Source organism: Pseudomonas sp. BC42 (assembly GCF_021560055.1).
Taxonomy (GTDB): Bacteria; Pseudomonadota; Gammaproteobacteria; order Pseudomonadales; family Pseudomonadaceae; genus Aquipseudomonas.
Genome location: NZ_CP091067.1, coordinates 793,667 through 815,138, shown reverse-complemented (window position 1 = coordinate 815,138; position 21,472 = coordinate 793,667). Strand labels below are relative to the sequence as shown.

At 59.8% G+C, this 21,472-nt stretch carries 14 protein-coding genes and 3 pseudogenes; 14 read left to right on the top strand and 3 right to left on the bottom strand.

The window, feature by feature from the left end; all coding sequences use genetic code 11:
- Nucleotides 1-115 precede the first annotated feature (115 nt).
- Nucleotides 116-2,035: a sigma-54-dependent Fis family transcriptional regulator gene (locus L1O02_RS03815; RefSeq protein WP_235759567.1), complete on the bottom strand. Its 1,920-nt coding sequence runs from the start codon at nt 2,033-2,035 to the stop codon at nt 116-118.
- A 377-nt stretch (nt 2,036-2,412) separates the two neighbouring features.
- On the opposite strand from L1O02_RS03815, the gene L1O02_RS03810 reads away from it, so the two are divergent.
- From L1O02_RS03810 to L1O02_RS03755, 12 genes are all read left to right on the top strand, one after another.
- Nucleotides 2,413-3,933, top strand: coding sequence for an aldehyde dehydrogenase family protein (locus L1O02_RS03810; protein WP_060841271.1), 1,521 nt, complete (start codon nt 2,413-2,415; stop codon nt 3,931-3,933).
- 177 nt (nt 3,934-4,110) lie between these two features.
- Entirely contained in the window at nt 4,111-5,391 is a 1,281-nt protein-coding gene (gene eutH, locus L1O02_RS03805) for an ethanolamine utilization protein EutH (RefSeq protein ID WP_060841272.1), read from the top strand.
- 25 nt (nt 5,392-5,416) lie between these two features.
- A complete protein-coding gene (locus tag L1O02_RS03800) occupies nt 5,417-6,853 on the top strand; it encodes an ethanolamine ammonia-lyase reactivating factor EutA (RefSeq protein WP_235759565.1) in 1,437 nt (478 codons plus the stop codon).
- Nucleotides 6,854-6,882: 29 nt separating this feature from the next.
- A complete protein-coding gene (locus L1O02_RS03795; RefSeq protein ID WP_235759563.1) occupies nt 6,883-9,078 on the top strand; it encodes an ethanolamine ammonia-lyase in 2,196 nt (731 codons plus the stop codon).
- Between the two features lie 51 nt (nt 9,079-9,129).
- On the top strand, nt 9,130-10,524 hold the full coding sequence (locus L1O02_RS03790) for an ethanolamine ammonia-lyase subunit EutB (protein ID WP_060844739.1): 1,395 nt from the start codon (nt 9,130-9,132) through the stop codon (nt 10,522-10,524).
- Nucleotides 10,525-10,535: 11 nt separating this feature from the next.
- Entirely contained in the window at nt 10,536-11,360 is an 825-nt protein-coding gene (gene eutC, locus L1O02_RS03785) for an ethanolamine ammonia-lyase subunit EutC (RefSeq protein ID WP_235759561.1), read from the top strand.
- 107 nt (nt 11,361-11,467) lie between these two features.
- A complete protein-coding gene (locus L1O02_RS03780) occupies nt 11,468-11,926 on the top strand; it encodes a GNAT family N-acetyltransferase (protein WP_016966085.1) in 459 nt (152 codons plus the stop codon).
- Nucleotides 11,927-12,163: 237 nt separating this feature from the next.
- Nucleotides 12,164-12,820 carry a DedA family protein gene (locus L1O02_RS03775; RefSeq protein WP_060841277.1) on the top strand — a complete coding sequence of 219 codons (657 nt, stop codon included), beginning with the start codon at nt 12,164-12,166 and terminating at the stop codon, nt 12,818-12,820.
- A gap of 5 nt (nt 12,821-12,825) precedes the next feature.
- Complete coding sequence (locus tag L1O02_RS03770; RefSeq protein WP_235759559.1) at nt 12,826-13,638, top strand: M90 family metallopeptidase; 813 nt, start codon at nt 12,826-12,828, stop codon at nt 13,636-13,638.
- A gap of 239 nt (nt 13,639-13,877) precedes the next feature.
- Complete coding sequence (gene ppa / locus L1O02_RS03765; protein WP_011063696.1) at nt 13,878-14,405, top strand: inorganic diphosphatase; 528 nt, start codon at nt 13,878-13,880, stop codon at nt 14,403-14,405.
- Between the two features lie 573 nt (nt 14,406-14,978).
- A complete protein-coding gene (locus tag L1O02_RS03760) occupies nt 14,979-15,317 on the top strand; it encodes a hypothetical protein (RefSeq protein WP_235759557.1) in 339 nt (112 codons plus the stop codon).
- 65 nt (nt 15,318-15,382) lie between these two features.
- Nucleotides 15,383-16,363, top strand: a complete 981-nt coding sequence (locus L1O02_RS03755; protein WP_235760233.1) for an IS5 family transposase — start codon at nt 15,383-15,385, stop codon at nt 16,361-16,363.
- Nucleotides 16,364-16,639: 276 nt separating this feature from the next.
- On the opposite strand, the pseudogene L1O02_RS03750 reads toward L1O02_RS03755, so the two are convergent.
- Nucleotides 16,640-16,824 (bottom strand): annotated as a pseudogene (locus L1O02_RS03750) (IS5/IS1182 family transposase); the annotation flags it as partial.
- An 88-nt stretch (nt 16,825-16,912) separates the two neighbouring features.
- Between L1O02_RS03750 and L1O02_RS03745 the strand changes: the two are divergent.
- Nucleotides 16,913-17,875 carry a WavE lipopolysaccharide synthesis family protein gene (locus L1O02_RS03745; protein WP_235759555.1) on the top strand — a complete coding sequence of 321 codons (963 nt, stop codon included), beginning with the start codon at nt 16,913-16,915 and terminating at the stop codon, nt 17,873-17,875.
- Nucleotides 17,876-18,577: 702 nt separating this feature from the next.
- Here the strand turns inward: L1O02_RS03745 and L1O02_RS03740 are convergent.
- Nucleotides 18,578-19,069, bottom strand: a pseudogene (locus L1O02_RS03740) (IS3 family transposase); the annotation flags it as partial.
- A gap of 71 nt (nt 19,070-19,140) precedes the next feature.
- Between L1O02_RS03740 and L1O02_RS03735 the strand changes: the two are divergent.
- Nucleotides 19,141-19,356: pseudogene (locus L1O02_RS03735) on the top strand (IS5/IS1182 family transposase); the annotation flags it as partial.
- Between the last annotated feature and the right edge of the window lie 2,116 nt (nt 19,357-21,472).

Genomic DNA, 21,472 nt, shown 5'->3' with positions numbered 1-21,472 from the left:
CCTCGAAAAACATCGGCGCAGGTTAGCCTAGAGGGCTGCAAATCGCACCCATTAGCTGAGCGAGTGGTTGCCGCCCCTGCGGGCGGCAGCCTGTACCAGCGGCGAGGGGCCGGGCTTAGCGCGCGATGCCGTGCTTGCGCAGCTTTCTATAAAGGGTGTTGCGGCTGACCCCCAACTGCTCGGCGGTGTGGGTCATGTGCCAGCGCTGCTGCTCCAGGGCCGCCAGCAGCGCCACTCGCTCGGCGTCTTCCAGGGGCCGCTCCTGCACCTCGGCAACCGGCTCGCTGATCGGCGCCGGGCGGTTGTCGCGGATCAGCGGCGGCAGATCCTCCAGAGCAATGCGACCGTTCTCGCACAAGGCCGCCAAGGTCCGCAGCACGTTGCGCAACTGGCGCACGTTGCCTGGCCATGAATAGCTCAGCAGGGCCTGGCGCGCGCCATCGTCCAGCACCACGCTTTGCTCGCCGGCCTCCTCGGCCAGGAGAAAATCCAGCAACCGGGATTTATCGCTGCGATCGCGCAGGGCCGGCAAGGCGATCTCCAGGCCATTGAGCCGGTAATACAGGTCCTCGCGAAAACTGCCGTCACGCACCCGTTCCAGCAGATCCCGGTGGGTGGCACTGATGATGCGCACGTTGACCGCCTGGGGCTCGCCGCCAATGGGCACCACCAGGCGATCCTCCAGTACCCGCAGCAAGCGGGTCTGCAAGGCCAGGGGCATATCGCCGATTTCATCCAGGAACAGGGTGCCGCCATCGGCCTGTTGCAACTTGCCGCGCATGCCTTCCTTGCGCGCCCCGGTAAAACTGCCGCCGCGATAACCGAACAATTCGCTCTCGATCAGGCTCTCCGGAATCGCCGCGCAATTGAGCGCGACAAAGGCCCGTTCGGCCCGGGCACTGCCCTGATGCACCGCCTTGGCGAAAGCCTCCTTGCCCGAACCGGTCTCGCCGTTGATCAGCAACGGCACATCCCGTTCGAATACCCGCGAGGCCCGGCGAAAATCGTTCTGCAGCCCCTCATCCCCCAGGCAGATACCCGCAGGGCGCGGCAGCGTAACCCCGACCGGCGCCCGCAGCACCGGCTGCGCGGCAGCTGGTGGCTGGCCGCGCAACAGCGCAAACAGACGCCGCCCATCCCGGGTGCGCAGTGGCCAACTGGCGCTGGCATTGATACTGGCGCGACTGAGCAACTCATCCAGCGAGCAGTCAAAAAAGCTATCCACCGGCTTACCCAGCAGCCCCCCGCGGATATGCCCCAACAGATTCAGGGCACTCTGGTTCACCGCACAGATCCGTCCCTCGCCATCGAACGCCAGCAAGCCCTCGCTGAACAGCCCCACCGACTCAGCCTGCAAATGAAAGCGCAGCAGCCACTGGTTCTCGAAATAGCGCAGGAAATAGCAACTCTCGATCATCTTCGCCGAGAGGTTGACCAGGGCCATGGTGTGGAACTGGCTCTGCCGGGAGACATCCTGGCGCGCCGAGGACACATCGAGCACCGCCAGCAACTCGCCATGGGGATCGAACACCGGGCTCGCCGAGCAGGTCAGGCCCGTGTGCCGGCCGCGGAAATGCTCGCCCTGGTGAATGGTCAGCGACTGGCGCTCCACCAGGCAGGTGCCGATGCCATTGGTGCCTTCGCGAGCCTCGCTCCAGTCGGCGCCGAGCCAGAGCCCGGCATGCTCGAAGATCTTGCGTTCGCTGGGGGCGGTGATGCAGTTGAGGATCACCCCGCGGGCGTCGGTCAGCAGCACCGCGTGCCCGGCGCCGGACAATTGCTGATGCAGGTTGGTCATCTCGGTGCCGGCGATCTGCAGGACATCCTGCAGGCGCTCGCGACTCTCCAGCAGACGACCGTGCTCCAGCACGGTGGGTGCCATGACCTGGGCCGGATCCAGGTGATAGTCCTCCAGGCAACGCAACCAGGAACGGGCGATGGAAGGATCGCTGCCCGGCCCCTGCAGATGGGCCTTGCCCCGGGCCACCGTCAACACCTGCTGGGCGTGTCGGCTCAAGTGATTACTGCTGTGCATTTCTTATTATTCTCCTGCTGCGCTGTCACGCTCAGACGGAACTCGATCGCCACAGCCGGACTGCCAGCGACCGCAAAAGGGTGAATGCTCATCAGATTTGTCTGACAAGAATCGACACGCGAACCAGCATCCTCCAGCCACTGTTGCATTGCAATGCCGGTTTGACCCGCAAGTCACAGGCTGTGCCATAAAGGTTACAAACTGTCACTTCGCGCTGTACCAGTTCCGCCACAGCGTGCCTGCGCCGCGCCGGTGAAACATCCGCAAACCCTTGATGCACATGGCCCCCACCACGCTGGCCCGACCTTTGCTCTACGCTTGACATGCGCTCAAGCGCGTCCTCCCCCATAAGCATAAGAAGCCAGGAGATACCCACCATGCGTTACGCACACCCCGGTACTGAAGGCGCCATCGTTTCGTTCAAGAGCAAATACGGTAACTACATCAACGGCGAATTCGTCGCGCCGATCAAAGGCCAGTACTTCACCAACACGTCGCCGGTCAATGGCCAGCCGATTGCCGAATTCCCTCGTTCCACTGCCGAAGACATCGACAAGGCGCTGGACGCCGCCCATGCCGCCGCCGATGCCTGGGGCGCCACCTCGGTGCAGGCCCGCTCGCTGATCCTGCTGAAGATCGCCGACCGCATCGAACAGAACCTCGAACTGCTGGCCATCACCGAAACCTGGGACAACGGCAAGGCCGTGCGCGAGACCCTGAACGCCGACATCCCGCTGGCCGCCGACCACTTCCGCTACTTCGCCGGTTGCCTGCGGGCCCAGGAAGGCAGCGCCGCGGAAATCGACGGCAACACCGTGGCCTACCACATCCATGAGCCCCTGGGCGTGGTCGGACAGATCATCCCGTGGAACTTCCCGATCCTGATGGCCGCCTGGAAACTCGCCCCGGCCCTGGCCGCCGGCAACTGCGTGGTGCTCAAGCCCGCCGAGCAGACGCCGCTGGGCATCACCGTACTGATGGAAGTGATCGGCGACCTGCTGCCACCGGGCGTGCTCAATGTGGTGCAAGGTTTCGGCCGCGAAGCCGGCGAGGCCCTGGCCACCAGCAAGCGCATCGCCAAGATCGCCTTCACCGGCTCGACCCCGGTGGGCTCGCACATCATGAAATGCGCCGCCGAGAACATCATTCCGTCCACCGTGGAACTGGGCGGCAAGTCGCCGAACATCTTCTTCGAAGACATCATGCAGGCCGAACCCAAGTTCATCGAAAAGGCCGCCGAAGGCCTGGTGCTGGCGTTCTTCAACCAGGGTGAAGTCTGCACCTGCCCGTCCCGCGCCCTGGTGCAGGAGTCGATCTACGACGAATTCATGCAAGTGGTGATGAAGAAGATCGAACAGATCAAGCGCGGCGACCCGCTGGACACCGACACCATGGTCGGCGCCCAGGCGTCCGAGCAGCAGTTCGACAAGATCCTCTCCTACCTCGACATCGCCAAGAACGAAGGCGCGCAGCTGCTCACCGGCGGCAAGGTGGAAAAACTCGAAGGCGACCTGTCCAGCGGCTACTACATTCAGCCGACCCTGCTCAAGGGCACCAACAAGATGCGCGTGTTCCAGGAGGAGATCTTTGGCCCGGTGGTCAGCGTCACCACCTTCAAGGACGAAGCCGAAGCCCTGGCGATTGCCAACGACACCGAGTTCGGCCTGGGTGCCGGGGTCTGGACCCGCGACATCAACCGCGCCTATCGCATGGGCCGCGGGATCAAGGCCGGCCGCGTGTGGACCAACTGCTACCACCTGTACCCGGCCCACGCCGCGTTCGGTGGCTACAAGAAGTCCGGCGTTGGCCGTGAAACCCACAAGATGATGCTCGACCACTACCAGCAGACCAAGAACCTGCTGGTGAGCTACGACATTAACCCACTGGGCTTCTTCTGATCGATCCTCCCGGCGACCCCGGTCGCCGGGAGGCCTTTTCGCGGCCTTGCCGCAATTGTTCACCTGCTCTGATCCGGTGCCGAAGGCTGGCCGGACGGGACACTGCTGTCGGAAGTTCTGCGCCAAACCAGTCGTGCACAGACCCTGCTTGAAAAACAATAACAAGGGACAAACGCAATGGATCAGATCGGCAACTACGTGCTCTACCTCATCATGCTCTGCGCCGTACTCGGCGCCTTCGCCGCCATCTACGACAGCGAGCGGGGCCTGGGCAAAGAATTCATGGAAGGCATCCACGCCACCGGCTACATCTTCGTGCCGGCGGCGGGAATCATGGCTTCCATCCCCTATCTCACCGTGGTCATCGAAACCGTCTTCGGGCCGTTCTTCAACTCCCTGGGCGCCGACCCGGCCCTGGCAGCGACCATGATCATCGCCTCGGACATGGGCGGCTATCAGCTGGCCTCGGCCCTGGCCGCGAGCAAGGAAGCCCTGGTGATGGCGTTGATCACCGGCTTCATGGGCGGCGCCACCATCGTCTTCTCGATCCCCATGGGCCTGGCGATGCTCGACAAGCGCGACCACAAGTACATGGCCCTGGGGATCATGTCCGGCATCCTCACCATCCCTGTCGGGGTGATGATCGCCAGCCTGATCCTGGCCTTCAGCAACCCGGTAGTACGCGAACTGGTGAGCACCAACGGTGAAGCCAGCTACCAACTGGCCCTGGGCCTGAGCAGCATCTTCGCCAACCTGCTGCCGATCCTGATCTTCGTCGTGGCCCTGGCCCTGGGCCTGCGCTTTTTGCCGGACATGATGATCAAGGGCTTCATCATCTTCGGCCGCGCCATGGACGCGGCGATCAAGCTGGTGCTGGTGTTCTCCATCGTCGAGTACTTCACCGGGGCCTTCTCCGCAGTGTTCGGCAGCTGGGGCTTCCACCCGATCATCGCCGACGCCCAAGACCAGACCCGCGCCCTGGAAACCGCCGGCTACATCGGCATCATGCTGGCCGGTGCCTTCCCCATGGTCTACCTGCTGCGCAAATACCTGGGCAAGCCTTTGGAAAACCTCGGCGGCAAGATCGGCCTCAGCGCCGTGGGCAGTGCCGGCATGCTGGCGACCATCGCCAATATCCTCGCCATGTTCCGCCTGGTGCGCCTGATGCCGCCCAAGGACAAGGTGGTGAACATCGCCTTCGGGGTCTGCGCCGCTTTCCTGCTGGGGGACCACCTGTCGTTCACCGCCAACTTCCAGCCGACCATCATCCTGCCGGTGCTGATCGGCAAGATCAGCGCCGGTTTCGTCGCCGTCGGCCTGGCCTACTGGCTGTCGGTGCCCAAGGCGCTGCAACTGGAAGCCCAGGATCGGGCAGCGGGGATCATCGCCCCGGGCGAGTACCTGGGCGGCACCGCACTGGAAACTCCGGAGCCTGCGGGCCAGAAGGCCACGGCCTGATTCCGGCGCGGCGAGGAACGCCAGCATGCAAGCCATCACGGGCGGCACATCGGTGTTGCTGCTGGGGCTGGACTTCGGCTCCACCACCAGCAGCGCGCTGATCGCCCAGGCCAGCCTGAGCAGCCATTGCGTCACCGGACGCATGGCCCTCAACGAACCCCGGGTGCTGTTTCGCGGCGAGCCGGTGTTTACCCCGTTCAAGGAGCGGATCATCGATGAAGCGGCGATCCAGGGCCTGATCGAATGCTGGCTTGAGCAGGCCGGGGTGCGCCCGGAACAGCTGTTTTCCGCCGGCGTGATCATTACCGGCCTGGCGGCGCGGCGGCACAACGCCCAGGCCCTGACACGACGGGTGGAGCAACTGATCGGCAACGTACTGGTCTCCCGCGCCGACGACGGCGGGCTGGAGTCCTGGCTGGCGTTCATGGGCAGCTGTTCGACCCTGAGCCGCTGTCATCCGGGGCAACCGCTGCTCAACCTGGATATCGGCGGCGGCACCACCAACACAGCCTGGGGCCTGGACGGCAATGTCCTGGCCAGCGGCTGCCACTTCATCGGCGCCCGGCACTTGCAGTTCGAGCCGGGTGGTTATCGCCTCAGCGCGCTGTCGGAATTCGGCCGGGCGCTGCTCGATCACCTGCAGATCCACAAGACTGTTGGCCAGCCGCTCGACAACCCGGAGCGGGATGCGGTGGTCAGCTGGTACGTCGACGCCCTGGTCGCCATCGCCGAAGGTGATCGCACCTTCTTTGCCGGCCCGCTGGGGCAACTGACCGAGCAACTGCCGTTGATCCTCCCCGAACACAACGCCCACCCGGCCCTGACCTTTTCCGGTGGTGTGGGCGAACTGCTCTATCGCCACCTGCAAGGCGAACCCATGCCGGGCATTACCTATTACGGCGACCTGGGCATCGATCTGGCCCTGGCCATCGCCCGCCACCCACGACTGGTCCGGGATGCCGGCCACCTGCAGCCGGAAAACCGCGGCCGGGCCACGGTCTACGGCCTGACCCTGCACAACACCGAAATCTCCGGCAGCACCCTGTTCCTGCCCCGGCCCGAAGTGCTGCCGCTCAAGGACCTGCCCATCGTCGCCCGCCTGCCGATGAACGCCTCACGGCAACAACTGGACGACGCCCTGGCCCTGGCCTTGAGCAGCCGCGACGGTGCCTGCCTGCAACTGCTCGATAGCGGCCAGGCGCCGGACCTGGAGGAAATCCGCCAACTGGGGGCCCTGCTGTGCCGGGCCCTGGGCGCCGCCCAACCCGAACCTCAATGGCCGCTGGTGCTGTTGCTGGAAAGCAACGTCGGCAAGGTCCTGGGCAACTACGCCACGGATTGGGGGCGCAGTTCTTGCAACCTGATCGTCATCGATGAAGTGCGCGAGCGTTCGGCGCATTTCATCAATCTGGGAACACCCCATCGGCACATCGTGCCCGTCGCCTTTTACGGCGTGCACTGATGCCGATGCCGGCCAAGGAGCCTCTTGCCATGTCACTCACCGAACTGCAGCACATCCGCCTTCCCGCCGTCCCGGCCGAGCGTGGCTACAGCACCCGGGTGCTGGATCGCGAGATCGCCTTCAGCAGCCTCAAGGCGGTGCTCGGCGCCGCCGACATCAGCAAGGCCGGCGACCGGGTGGCAGGGCTCGCGGCGGCTGATGAAATCACCCGCGAGGCGGCGCGCAAGGTGCTCTCCGAGCTGACCCTGGATCACTACTTCCAGCATCCGCTGACCGATCGCCACGGGCGCATCGACAGCGTCATGCAGGTCAACTACGACATCGACCACGGCGTCTTCGACGAGATCGCCCCACTGACCCTGGGCGCCCTGAAAGATCGCCTGCTGCGCAGCCACGGCACCGAAATACGCCGTATCGGCACGGCCCTGACCGGGGTGATGGCGGCGGCCCTGGCCAAGCTGCTGGATGTGCACGAGCTGATCCTGCTGTCGAAAAAACTCAAGAGCGGCGCGGCGGCCAAGGCCCGCACCCTGGTGGGCCTGCCCGGCACCCTGTCGTCACGGTTGCAGCCCAACCATCCCACCGACAACCTCAGCGGCATCACCTTGCTGGTCTACACCGGGCTGAGCATGGGCTCGGGGGATGCGTTGATCGGCCTCAATCCGGCCATCGACACTGTGGAGAACATCAGCGCCACCCTGCACCACCTGGACAAGTTGCGCCGGGAAACCGGGGCGCCGACGCAGATCTGCGTGCTCTCCCACATCAAGACCCAACTGGCCTGCCTCGACCAGGGCGCGCCGGTGGAGATCATGTTCCAGAGCCTGGCCGGCACCGAACGCACCCTGACCGACGAATTCGACGTCACCGTGCAGTTGCTCGACCAGGCCTGGCAGACCATGGCCGAGCGCGGCCCGCTGCGGGAGGTGGCGGAAAACTTCATGTACTTCGAGACCGGCCAGGGCAGCGAGCTGACCTACGGCAAGCACGAGGGCATCGACATGGCCACCTGCGAGGCCCTGTGCTACGGGCTGGCCCGGCGTTATCGACCGTACATGGTGAACAACGTCACCGGCTTCATCGGCCCGGAAACCCACCTCGACAACTTCGAGATGACCTACTCCTGCCTGCAGGACCAGTTCATGGGCAAGCTGCTGGGGCTGCCCATGGGCATGGCGCCCTGCTACACCCTGCACTCCCAGGTGACCCTGGAAGGCCAGCAGATGGCCACCGAACTGCTGACCGCCGCCGGCGCCAACTTCTTCATGGACGTGTACCTGAGCACCGATCGCATGCTCGCCTACTTTGACACCAGCGCCCACGACAACCAGACCCTGCGCGAAGTCCACGACCTGGCACCGGCCCCGGAATACCTGCGCTGGGCCCTGGGCAAGGGGATTTTCAAGGAGGATGCCCACGGCAACGTGGAGCGCGGGCCGAACTGGGGCAATCCGAGGATCTTCTGCGCGTCGGACATCGACTTCCTGCGCCTGCTGGAATCCACCCCGGCCACCTACGGCTTCGACAACGCCGGCCCGCGGCCGGCCAACAGGGTGTCGCGCACGGTGCGGGCCAACCTGGCGGTGGCCCGGGAAGCGATCTACGTCGACCTGCGCCCCGCCGAAATCGCCGCCATTGCTCTGCGCGAGCTGCGCACCGCGGCCCCGGACAAGCTGGCTCACCTGCAAGACCCGGAGCTGGGCGCGCGGCTGACCGAGGAGGTGCTGCAGCGCCTGCAACCGGAATACAACGACGTGCAGATCGTGATTTCCGACGGCCTCAGCGCCGAAGCCATCCACCACAACATTCCCGAACTGCTGCCGGTGCTGCTGGATGGCCTGCAGAGCCGCGAGCTGCGCATCGGCCAGCCGATCCTCGCGCCCTATGGCCGGGTCAAGCTGGCGGAATCGGTGGGCGAAGCGCTGCAACCGCAACTGATCATCGTGCTGATCGGCGAGCGCCCCGGCGGTGATGCCCTGGCCTCGCGCAGCATGTCCGCCTACCTGGGCTACCGCCTGCCGGACGACCAGGCCCGCCGCGCCGCCGCGCAGTTCAGCGGCAACCCGGACATTCGCTACGAATACACCGTGATCTCGAACATCTACCGCGGTGGCCTGCCACCGCTGGAAGGCGGCAGCCTGGTGGCGGAAAAGGCCTTTGCCATCCTCCAGCACAGGGCTGCCGGCAACCGCCTGGAAAACCTGCTGAAGAAGGTGGCATCCTGATGATCCGCCAGCACTCGGCAACGCCCCTATATCGTTGAAACGGAGACTGAGATGGCCCAATTTTCCCACAGCGTAGGTTCTCAGACCTATCGCTTCGACAGCCTCAAGGACGTCATGGCCAAGGCCAGCCCGGCCCGTTCCGGCGACTTTCTGGCCGGGGTTGCCGCCCTCAACGACGGCGAGCGGGTCGCCGCCCAGATGACCCTGGCGGACATCCCCTTGAAGCACTTTCTCGAAGAGGTGCTGATTCCCTACGAAACCGACGAAGTCACCCGGCTGATCATCGACAGCCATGACAAACAGGCCTTCGCCACGGTCAGCCACCTGACCGTGGGCGGCTTTCGCGACTGGCTGCTCAGCGACGCCGCCGACGAGCAGAGCCTGCGGGCCCTGGCCCCAGGCCTGACCCCGGAGATGGCCGCCGCGGTGTCGAAGATCATGCGCGTGCAGGACCTGGTCCTGGTGGCGCAGAAGATTCGCGTGGTGACACAGTTTCGCGGCACCCTGGGCCTGCGCGGGCGCCTGTCCACCCGCCTGCAGCCCAACCACCCCACCGATGAGCCGGCGGGCATTGCCGCAAGCATTCTCGACGGCCTGCTGTACGGCAACGGCGACGCCATGATCGGCATCAACCCGGCCACCGACAGCATCGCCTCGATCTGCGCCATGCTGGAAATGCTCGACGCCATCATCCAGCGCTACGAAATCCCGACCCAGGCCTGCGTGCTGACCCACGTCACCACTTCCATCGAAGCCATCAACCGCGGCGTGCCCCTGGACCTGGTGTTCCAGTCGATTGCCGGCACCGAAGCGGCCAACGCCAGTTTCGGCATCAACCTCAACGTGCTCAAGGAGGGCTACGAAGCGGGCCTGAGCCTGAACCGCGGCACCCTCGGGCAGAACCTGATGTACTTCGAGACCGGCCAGGGCAGCGCCCTGTCGGCCAACGCCCACTTCGGCGTCGACCAGCAGACCTGCGAGACCCGCGCCTACGCCGTGGCCCGGCATTTCAAGCCGTTCCTGGTGAACACCGTGGTCGGCTTCATCGGCCCGGAATACCTGTACAACGGCAAGCAGATCATCCGCGCCGGGCTGGAAGATCACTTCTGCGGCAAGCTGCTGGGCGTGCCCATGGGTTGCGACATCTGCTACACCAACCACGCCGAGGCCGACCAGGACGACATGGACACCCTGCTGACCCTGCTGGGCGTGGCCGGGATTAACTTCATCATGGGCATCCCCGGCTCCGACGACATCATGCTCAACTACCAGACCACGTCCTTCCACGACGCGCTCTACGCCCGCCAGACCCTCGGCCTGAAACCCGCCCCCGAATTCGAGCAGTGGCTGGCCAGGACCGGCATCTTCACCCAGGCCGATGGCAAGGTGCATTTCGGCAACAACCTGCCGCCGGCGTTCCGCCAGGCGCTGGCCCAGTTGGGATAAGGAACAGGCTCATGCAAAAACATCCGAGCGACTCGCAAAACCCCTGGCTGGAGCTGCGCCGCCTGACCCCGGCACGCATTGCCCTGGGCCGTACCGGCACCAGCCTGCCCACCGGCGCCCAGCTGGACTTCCAGTTCGCCCACGCCCAGGCCCGGGATGCGGTGCACCTGCCTTTCGACCACGCGAACCTGCGCTCCCAATTGGCCGAGCGCGGCCGTGACAGCCTGCTGGTGCACAGCGCCGCCACGGATCGCCACAGTTACCTGCAACGCCCCGATCTGGGGCGCCGACTCAGTGATGAATCGGCCCAGAGCCTGCGCGACTACGCCAGTGCCCATCCCGGCGGGGTCGACCTGGCGGTGGTGGTGGCGGACGGCTTGTCGGCGCTGGCGGTGCATCGCCACACCCTGCCATTCCTGGCGCGCATGGAAGAGCAGACCGCCGCCGAGGGCTGGTCGCTGTCGCCGGTGATCCTGGTGGAGCAAGGCCGGGTGGCGGTGGCCGACGAAATCGGCGAGTTGCTAGGGGCCAAGATGACCGTGATCCTGATCGGCGAGCGCCCCGGCCTCAGCTCGCCCGACAGCCTGGGGCTGTATTTCACCTATCAGCCAAAAGTCGGCCTGACCGACGCCTACCGCAACTGCATCTCCAACGTGCGCCTGGAGGGCCTGAGCTACGGCATGGCCGCCCACCGCCTGCTGTACCTGATGCGCGAAGCCTGCCGTCGGCAACTGTCGGGGGTGAATCTCAAGGACGAGGCACAGATACAGACCCTGGACAGCGATTCTCCGGCGAATATGAAGGGCAATTTCCTGTTGGACCCACCTCAAGCGTGACGTTGCAAGACGATTGCGCTTTTTCAGCGCTTTGGGCAGCATCGGGACACGGCTGCCCGAGTCATCCAACCTGTGCCGTCACATCCACTTGAAGTTGAGAGCTACCCATGCGGATTACTCAAGCAACCCTCGAGCACCTGGATCTGTTGACCCCGCTTTTCGTCAAATACCGTGAATTCTATGGCGCCCTGCCTTATCCGGACTCGTCCCGGGCCTTTCTGGAAAAGCGCCTGCGACGCAAGGAATCGGTGATCTACCTGGCCCTGGCCGATGATGACAGCAGCAAGTTGCTGGGCTTTTGCCAGCTGTACCCGAGTTTTTCTTCGCTGTCCCTCAAGCGCGTGTGGATTCTCAACGACATCTACGTCGCCGAAGACGCCCGCCGCCAGCTGGTGGCCGACAACCTGATGCGCACCGCGAAGAAAATGGCCAAGGAATCCAATGCCGTGCGGCTGCGGGTTTCCACCAGCAGCAACAACGCTGTGGCACAGAAAACCTATGAGTCCATGGGGTTTCGCGAAGACACCGAATTCAAGAACTACATATTGCCGCTGAGCGATGACTGACCCACAAAAAAGCGGCCTCCGGGCCGCTTTATCAGCTGCGGCGAACATCAAATCCTCTGCGTTTGCTCCCCCTCGCAAACCGAAACGCCCGGCTACAATCTGAACGCGCATTTCACCTGTCAGCCTTTATAATGCCGAACTTTTCGGATCGTAAGAAAAGCTACATCCCCCTTGTAGTCCCTTTCTTCGAGTCATCGCACAGGCCTGCAGAGCCAGGCTGTCACCACAGGTGCCCCCATGGATTTCAACCCGATCGACCTAATCCTTCATCTCGATGTTTACCTCGACATGCTGGTGACCAACTACGGGCCCTGGATCTACGCCATCCTGTTCCTGGTGATTTTCTGCGAAACCGGCCTGGTGGTGACGCCGTTCCTGCCGGGCGACTCCCTGCTGTTCATCGCCGGTGCAGTCGCTGCGGGCGGCGGCATGGACCCGGTGCTGCTGGGCGGCCTGCTGATGCTGGCGGCCATCCTTGGCGACAGCACCAACTACGTGATCGGGCGCACGGCGGGCGAACGCCTGTTCAGCAACCCCAACTCGAAGATCTTCCGCCGCGACTACCTGCAGAAAACCCACGACTTCTATGAGAAACACGGTGGCAAGACCGTGACCCTGGCCCGCTTCCTGCCGATCATCCGCACCTTCGCGCCCTTCGTCGCCGGCGTGGCCCGCATGCCCTACCCGCGGTTCTTTGCCTTCAGCGTGGCCGGCACCATCCTCTGGGTCGGCGGCCTGGTGACCCTGGGCTACTTCTTCGGCAACGTGCCGTTCATCAAGAAAAACCTTTCGTTGCTGGTGGTCGCCATCATCCTCCTGTCCCTGGTACCGATGATCATTGGCGTGCTGCGCAGCCGCTTGGCCCGCAGTGCTGAAAAAGTCGAAACCCGCTAAACCTTATGTGGTCCCTCAGCGCCTGGCGCCGCAAGCGCCGGCTGGCCAAGCATCCGGTCAGCGATGACACCTGGCAGCGGGTACGCCAGCAACTACCGTTCCTCGACGGCATCAGCGCCGCCGAGGACCAGTGGCTACGCGAAGCCAGCGTGCTGTTCCTGGACGACAAGCACCTCACTACCCTGCCCGGCGTGGAACTGCATCAGGAACAGCGCCTGCTGCTGGCGGCCCAGGCGCAACTGCCGCTGCTGCACCTGGGCGACCTGAACTGGTACCAGGGCTTCCACGAAATCATCCTTTACCCCGACGACTTCCTCAGCCCCCAGCGCCACCGCGATGCCAGCGGTATCGAGCATGAGTGGGATGGCGAGCACAGTGGCGAAGCCTGGCAACAGGGACCGATCATCCTTGCCTGGCCCGGGGTGCAAGCCAGCGGCGGCTGGGAAGCCTACAACCTGGTGATCCACGAACTGGCCCACAAGCTGGACATGCTCAATGGCGACGCCAATGGCCTGCCCCCACTGCACAGCGACATGCGAGTCAGCGACTGGGCGCAAGTGATGCAGAACGCCTACGACGACCTCAACCGCCAGCTCGACCAGGACCCGGACGCCGAAACCGCCATCGATCCCTACGCAGCGGAAAACCCGGCCGAGTTCTTCGCCGTCACCAGCGAATACTTCTTCAGCGCCCCGGACTTGCTGGTGGCGGCCTATCCGAAAGTCTATGCACAGTTGCAGCTGTTTTATCGGCAGAATCCCCTGGCCCGGCTACAGCAACTTCAGGCTGAAGACCCGGTCTATCAAACGCACCACTAAGTTCCTGTCGCGCTATTACGTTGTTCATCTGCAGGCCGGTTGAAAGACAACTTCCCCGCCTGGCGACCGATGGTAAAACCACCGGTCGCGCGGTACAGCCGAACCGCTCTGCGCGACAGTACAACCAAGGTTCTACGACCCTTGGCACGTGGCATCGGTAGCGGAGTGTGTCTATAATCGCCGCCACTTTTTGGTCAATCCGGCCAAGTCATTTGGTCAACTAACGGGGGCAACGCCCAATGAGCTACAGCAAGATTCCGGCGGGCAAAGACCTGCCGAACGACATCTACGTCGCTATCGAAATCCCGGCCAACCACGCGCCGATCAAGTACGAAATCGACAAAGACAGCGACTGCCTGTTCGTTGACCGTTTCATGGCCACCCCCATGTTCTACCCGGCCAACTACGGCTTCATCCCCAACACCCTGGCTGACGACGGCGACCCCCTCGACGTGCTGGTCGTGACCCCTTACCCAGTAGCGCCAGGCTCGGTAATCCGCGCCCGTCCAGTGGGCATCCTGAACATGACCGACGACGGCGGCGGCGATGCCAAAGTGATCGCGGTTCCTCACGACAAGCTGTCCCAGCTGTACGTCGACGTGAAGGAATACACCGACCTGCCAGCCCTGCTGCTGGAACAGATCAAGCACTTCTTCGAGAACTACAAAGACCTCGAAAAAGGCAAGTGGGTGAAGATCGACGGTTGGGGCAACGCTGACGCGGCCCGTGCCGAGATCCTGAAGTCGGTCGCGGCCTATAAAGGCTGAGAAGCAGCTGCAGGCTTCGAGCGACAAGCTTCAAGAGAAAGCCCCGAGTGATCGGGGCTTTTTTGTGCCCGCGATTTCCCGCAGCAACCGGCTTGCCGGCGAACGGGCTTGCACCAAATACGCATCGCGCAACACATTCCCACGCACTATTTTCACCCTCAAGGCCTCTGGATCGCGCTTTGCACTGGGAATTCCCGGCGAACCTGCGTATGCTGCGCCCCACATTTGCGCATCGACCCTTTCTGCGGTCAGATCGCCCGACGAAGCGGATGACTTTCCCGCCCAGTCCCACAGCCAGCCGCAAGAGCTGGGTGTACGTTTTGAAGGCTGGTGCGGTTTACCAAAAATGAACCAAGCCAGTCCCCGAGAAGCCGGCCACAAGCCGGCTTTTTAATGCCTGAAATCCGGATACTCCTTTATTCCAACGGCAGGTGCAGGATGCACGATTCAGTCAAGCCCAGAGCCCCGCTCACCCTAAAGCACAAAGCCTTCAAGCCAATCGGGCCTGTCCTGAAGGCAGCACTGCTGCCCCTTCTGCTTGGCCTGGGTGGCTGCGTCGGTGCCTGGGTCGACATGCCAGTCAAGCAAGAGTCGAAAACCGCCGCCCATCAGCAGCTCATTGAGCACTCCAGGCTCCCGGTCATCACCCGCACGGAACAGACCGCGCCCCAGCGGCAATGGTGCGGTACCACCCTCTGGGCGGTGATAGTGCCCATTCCCCTGAAACTGCCTGTGTGCGAGTCCTATGACAAAGCCGCCTTCTATGGCAAAGACATCGACGGCGTGGAAAGCCCGCTGCTGTACTCAAGCCAGAAGATCGACTCGGACTTCTACGCCTGCGGCCCCTTCATGTTCCTCGCCCCTCTTATGCACAGCTATCAGGGCAATGCGCTGTGCGGCAGCTTCCGTTAGGGAAATTCTGAAGAAGACTTCCCGTTTCTGGTGAAATACGCCGCCCCCGTTGCCCGAGTTTCCCGATAAAGCAGATGACTTTCACCGATGCCGAGTACGCCGGCAAGCCTAAGCAAACCCGCAAGGAGCTGTTCCTGATCGAGGTGGATCAGGTGGTGCCGTGGAAAGGTTTGATTACCCTGATCGAGCCGCACTACCCCAAAGGCGAAGGCGGCCGTCCGGCCTATCCGTTGATGGCGATGCTGCGCGTCCATCTGATGCAGAACTGGTTCGGCTACAGCGATCCGGCGATGGAAGAGGCACTGTACGAGACCACCATCCTGCGCCAATTCGCCGGCCTGCGCCTGGGGCGCATTCCCGACGAAACCACCATTCTCAACTTCCGTCGCCTGCTGGAAAAACATGAGCTGGCAGCCGGCATCCTGGCCGTCATCAATGGCTATCTCGGCGACCGAGATTTGTCGCTGCGCCAAGGTACTATCGTCGATGCCACGCTGATCCACGCGCCGAGTTCGACCAAGAATCAGGACGGTAAACGCGCCCCGGAAATGCACCAGACGAAGAAAGGAAACCAGTATTACTTTGGCATGAAGGCCCATATCGGCGTGGATGCCGAGTCCGGCTTGGTGCATAGCGTGGTAGGCACAGCGGCCAACGCGGCGGACGTCACTCAAGTCGACCGACTGCTGCATGGCAAAGAGAAGGCGGTGCATGCCGATGCTGGCTACACCGGGGTGGAGAAGCGGCCCGAGCACGAAGGAAGCCAAGTCATCTGGCAGATTGCGGCGCGTCGCAGCACCTACAAGAAGCACGAAAAACGCAGCCTGTTGTACCGAATGAAGCGCAAGATCGAGAGAGCCAAGGCGCAGACGCGCGCCAAGGTCGAGCACTCGTTTCGTGTGATCAAGCGCCAGTTCGGCTACACCAAGGTTCGCTTCCGTGGGCTGGTAAAAAATACCGCGCAGTTGGTCACGCTATTCGCTCTTTCAAATCTGTGGATGGCGCGCCGGCACCTGCTGACGAATACGGGAGAGATGTGCCTGTGATGCAGTTGTTAGCCGTCGCGAGGTGTTTGCGGCGGCTAAAAACACAGAAGTGAGCGGGTGATTTGGTCGTTTTAGATCGACTCCCGGCTTTCAAAAACGGCAGTTGCGGAAGTCGGTCAAAAATATCGGACTACTTCAGACCATCCCTAATCCGGGTCGAGACGGACCATGGAAGAGTAGTTCAAATGAGAAGTATATTTTTGAGACAGAACACTAGCGAAACATCGGCGTGTCGTACAACACCTCTTTCATCGCAGAGCCCGACAGGTTGAATTACGGCTGCAAAGAATAGATGATAAGTGCGTTATCCAAAGAAAATACAGGGCGAACGCCCTTGACGCTGCGCTCTGAAGCATGTGGCTAATCAGTGCGACTCGCTCAGACAAGGGTACAACCCGGTTCATTTCATCGAGAAACTTGCGCTTGCGCGCCCTCTTGCTCCTGCGCTCGAGTCTGCTTGTAACTCAGGCTGATCTATACCAGGCAGATATTGCCTCACAACTGCCAGCTAGGTTGGCAAATTTTGCAGAACTACCCTAAGAGTCTTCTATGAAAGCATCTCCGATAAATTCAGGAAATATAAGTGTCGTAGTTCAGGGCCCTATTGTTCCAGAGCTCACGAATTTATGCTTGAAATCAATAAAGACTTACCTGCCTGATGCACAAGTTGTTATTTCTACGTGGTCAGATCCTGGCTTTAGCGATTCATTGTTTGATAAGGCTGTTCTCAATAATGATCCGGGGGGCCTAGTTTCGCATGTTCATCAGAATATGATGGACAATACAAACAGGCAAATAGTCTCAACGTTTAGCGGAATTAATGCTTGTGACAGGGAGTATATCTTAAAGATAAGAAGTGATATTGTGTTGCGATCAAATAATTTTCTAAATTTTTACAAGAAATTCCCTTGTAGAAACCCCCAGCACTCTCTTTTTTCTGAAAGAGTTTTGGTTCCGGCATGCTATTCCAGAAAATATTACGGTGCAAGTAAGCGTAAGCCGGTAGTATTTCATCCGGGTGACTGGATTTATTTTGGCTTGCGCAAAGATATCTATTCTCTTTTTGATATCCCACTAAAGACTGAAAGTGACCAGCAATATTTTGATGGTAGATTTCACGAGCTAACAGGAGATCCTTGGCCAGAGCATGTTTGGCGCCATCCTCCAGAACAGTGGATATTTCTGCAATTTGTAAAGAAATTTATGCAGATTGACTTCAAGCACAAGAATGACAATGTCGAGTCTCTTGCACTTCTTTCTGAAAGTATTTTTGCAAATAACTTCATATCCATTGATCAGGGGCAGTGGCGTTTTGATATGCCAAAATACGAGTTTAAACAATGGCGACTCAGTAATGATGAGTGGCATGGTTTATATCGCCACATTGTATGGCTCAAGGATTATAAAAAATTCTCAAATGGAACCTATGGCCTTCTTGAGGGCGCAGTTTCTTTAGATTCAATATTGCATTACGCTTACGAGAAGCTAGGATCTGTTAGGCGTATGTTGTGAGGCGGGGAGCAGATTGGGACTTAAGATTTGCTCGTGTAGGCCATATACAGTAGTAGAGCGCCGGAAAGTCGCTGGGAATATTGTACGGGCCGGAGACATGGTGGACACATGTGTGGGGCACGTTTGACACATCCTTGGCCGTAGCCGTGGCTGTTCAGATCAATGCTTCGAAGCAACTGGTGGCAGAAGTACGCATCGAGTAAATGTTCGGTATTGGAGAGCGGGCGTATTGCTATCACTTTCTCGGCTAAGGATGGTCTGAAATACAGGGCTATCTCGGCCCGACTTCAGCCTCCGCCGTTTTTTGAAAGTTGCAACCTGATCAGGAATGATCAGGTTGCCCGCCCATTTCAGTACTTCTGGCTGCCACGATGACCTTGCGGCGACTATTATTCTGCATTCGTCAGCAACTGTCGGCACGGGCAGTCCCGGTCTGAGTGGACACGGGCTTTAGGTGGATAATGCCCAGACAACGTTTTCCCGAATCCCTCAAACGCCAGGCACTAGGCCAAGTGCTTGCTGGTACTTCGCTTCGTCATTTAGCCGAGACACTGGGCATCGCTGAAAGTCTGGTGGGTAAATGGAAGTGCCAGTACGAACAGCAAGATGATGCCTTTCCGGGTAATGGCAAGCAGCGCGGCGAGAGCGCCGAGCTTCGTCGCCTGCGCTGGCAACTGAATCGCCCCGGGGGCTCTAGACACCTTACAAGGTCATTGCGTAACGCTTTTCAAACTCTATCGGTGACAGCTGATTGTTGAAAGCATGCCAGCGTTTTGTATTGTAGAATACCTCGATGTAATCGAACACATCGCTGCGAGCATCTTGCCATGTGGTGTAGATTTTCCGCTTGATCCGTTCCAGCTTTAGAAGCTGGAAAAAGCTCTCAGCCACGGCGTTATAATGGCAGTTACCTCGGCGACTCATGCTGGCAACTAAATTGTTCGTCTTCAAAAAGCTGCGCCAATCGGAGCTGCTGTATTGGCTGCCCTGGTCGGAGTGAACCATCACCTCCTGTTTCGGTTTACGCCTCCAAACCGCCATCAATAACGCATCAATAGCCAAGTCACTGGTCATCTGCAACTTCATTAACCAGCCAACAATCTGACGAAAAAACAGATCCAGCACCACAGCCAAATACAACCTGCCCTCGTATGTACGAATGTAGGTGATGTCAGTGACCCAAACTTTGTTGGGGCCTAAGGAAGCCCTGAAGAAGACTTCCCGTTTCTGGTGAAATAAGCCGACCCCGTTGCCCGAGTTTCCCGATGAGGCAGATGACTTTCACCGATGCCGAGTACGCCGGCAAGCGTAAGCAAACCCGCAAGGAGCTGTTCCTTATCGAGATGGATCAGGTGGTGCCGTGGAAAAATTTGATTGCCCTGATCGGGCCGCACTACCCCAAGGACGAAGGCGGCCGTCCGACCTATCCGTTGATGGCGATGCTGCGCGTCCATCTGGTGCAGAACTGGTTCGGCTACGCTGCACTACACAGAAGCTTTAAGTCAGCCTCTCAAACTCTGTCCTTATTTGGATGCTCAAGTCCCCTCAATCTACGCATTCTCGCCCGCGCAGACTTGGCGATGCTAGGTGACACCAAGGTCAGAATGATCGAGATCAACGCAATCCACCAGGCTAGTCGGCCGTAATTGAAAACGTATTTGTTCAGCCAGATCCGCCTGTAGCGACTCTGCCGCTCTTTTGGACTCAACCTCCCTACGTCGGCCAGTTCACTCGCCTTGTAGATCGTTTTCAGCGAGTATCCGGTTTTACGGAAGCGCTCAGGGAAATCTACCTCGCAGGACTCCCAATCGAGCACGGTGAAGTTCTCGGCCAACAATTTTTCCGACAGTCTCACAAGCTCGGGGGAAATTTCCCCCGGGGTTTTCAGCTGAATGTCATAGCCTTTCTTAGACATGAGGCCGAGCATCAGGCATTGCTCCGGGGTACTCCGCATTGCGCTGTAACCGACATAATTCCCAATGGGGTTTCTGTAAGGCTCCGTGTTGAACACCTCATGCTGAAGCTTGAGAGTTTGATCCCAAAACCTAAGCATGTCTTCGCGGGCGCCAAACTGAACTAGGTCTGAGAGGTGAAACAGCAGTGGCACCTTTGCGGGGTTACGAATGAACAGCGTCGTAAGAGTGATGGGCTGGTTTAATAGGCGGTCAGCAGGGGGCACTGTAGCGTCGTAGTCACCGAGCACAGCAATCTGTGAGCCAGATAAAACGAGATCAGATCGCAACTTGAGGGTGTACTTACGAGAAGATGCTTGTATCCCGGTAAGCGTAGATACGATCTGCCGATTGGTGTTGTGTCGGTTGCCGTTGAAATCGACCAAGACGCCCGGATCAGTGGGTGTCACGACTAAATCGACATCAATCCCACTCAGATCCTCGTCAGCCCATGTGGAGATAATGATTTCCGCGTGGGGCAAATGCGCTCGAACCGATGAAATACATGCTTCTATCCCCCTGGCTGGGGCCAACGCTCGGTACAGAGGGCCTTGAATAACTACTGAAATCTGCTCAGAAGGAACTGGTGTCAGTCTTGACTGCATGTCGTCAGGCCTCGACTTGGATAAGGGAAAACAGTTGCTCGAATCTGTGTCGACATACTGCGTATTTTTGTCAACCTTCAACACAAGGCGTAAAGGCTACTCGTAGAGTGAGTCAATGCCGGAAAAGTTGGTGACAGTTCCTTTCCGAACACTTTTTGATAAATTTTTTAGTGATACCGCCCCATATACCATATTATTCTTAGCCATATAGAGCTAAATAACTTTTAACTCGCTAAATAATCTGCGTGCGATGCTTCTATCCCACTCGCAGGAAAAAATAAAAAGCAGAGAGAAATGAGGCCAGACTCGACCATCTACTGGCAACCTCACCCGCTCATCGGATGTTCTCACTACGGCCGGGTTCGCACACTCCAAAGTCATTACATAACTCTCGATGAAGGTTATCACTATCCAGTAGAAACGTCTCGTCCCCCCTTTAGGCAGGCTGAACATCCAAGGCATTGACCAAGGCCAATTTTACAAAGCCAGAAAACCCAGCAAGCTGAACGCAATCTCCGACCCGCACAGTTCCCTGAGGTGGACCTCTGTGCAGGGCTTAGTTTTGTGTCAACACAGGTCCTTCGTAGAGCGTTGTCGAGCTCCCACAATCGATATATCAGTGTTAAGCAATGCGCGAAACTCTAAGACATATAGATAGTAAATCCATTTTTCGCTTATCACTGGAAGGCCTCAAATGATCGATAAGGAGAGACACAAAAAATCAAAGAACACTTCAATCAGAACCTAACTCAACATCCATGTATGATGCTTCGCCTCAACCTGCCCACGACCTGTTCAAACACAAGCCCCCTTACAAAACAAAAAACATTCAGCCAGGCTGAATTATAGCTCTCAACAGTGCAATTAAATAGCATCAGCCAACCCCAGAAAGCACTCAGGGTTACCGACCGGAGAAAGTAGCCTTTAATAGCACGCAGACTCATATCCGCATAAATCGTTAATAGCTTGAGTAATTTTCTTACAAGACCCACAGAGAATTACTTTCCATCGCACGTAGATCGATCAAAACATTTAGCTCC

Excerpts from the sequence above, each read along its gene's own strand:
- L1O02_RS03800 (WP_235759565.1), top strand. The coding sequence starts at position 5,417 with ATGCAAGCCATCACGGGCGGCACATCGGTGTTGCTGCTGGGGCTGGAC.
- L1O02_RS03780 (WP_016966085.1), top strand. The coding sequence starts at position 11,468 with ATGCGGATTACTCAAGCAACCCTCGAGCACCTGGATCTGTTGACCCCG.
- ppa (WP_011063696.1), top strand. The coding sequence starts at position 13,878 with ATGAGCTACAGCAAGATTCCGGCGGGCAAAGACCTGCCGAACGACATC.
- L1O02_RS03810 (WP_060841271.1), top strand. The coding sequence starts at position 2,413 with ATGCGTTACGCACACCCCGGTACTGAAGGCGCCATCGTTTCGTTCAAG.
- L1O02_RS03745 (WP_235759555.1), top strand. The coding sequence starts at position 16,913 with ATGAAAGCATCTCCGATAAATTCAGGAAATATAAGTGTCGTAGTTCAG.
- L1O02_RS03760 (WP_235759557.1), top strand. The coding sequence starts at position 14,979 with ATGCCAGTCAAGCAAGAGTCGAAAACCGCCGCCCATCAGCAGCTCATT.
- L1O02_RS03795 (WP_235759563.1), top strand. The coding sequence starts at position 6,883 with ATGTCACTCACCGAACTGCAGCACATCCGCCTTCCCGCCGTCCCGGCC.
- L1O02_RS03815 (WP_235759567.1), bottom strand. The coding sequence starts at position 2,035 with ATGCACAGCAGTAATCACTTGAGCCGACACGCCCAGCAGGTGTTGACG.
- L1O02_RS03775 (WP_060841277.1), top strand. The coding sequence starts at position 12,164 with ATGGATTTCAACCCGATCGACCTAATCCTTCATCTCGATGTTTACCTC.
- L1O02_RS03770 (WP_235759559.1), top strand. The coding sequence starts at position 12,826 with ATGTGGTCCCTCAGCGCCTGGCGCCGCAAGCGCCGGCTGGCCAAGCAT.
- eutC (WP_235759561.1), top strand. The coding sequence starts at position 10,536 with ATGCAAAAACATCCGAGCGACTCGCAAAACCCCTGGCTGGAGCTGCGC.
- L1O02_RS03790 (WP_060844739.1), top strand. The coding sequence starts at position 9,130 with ATGGCCCAATTTTCCCACAGCGTAGGTTCTCAGACCTATCGCTTCGAC.
- eutH (WP_060841272.1), top strand. The coding sequence starts at position 4,111 with ATGGATCAGATCGGCAACTACGTGCTCTACCTCATCATGCTCTGCGCC.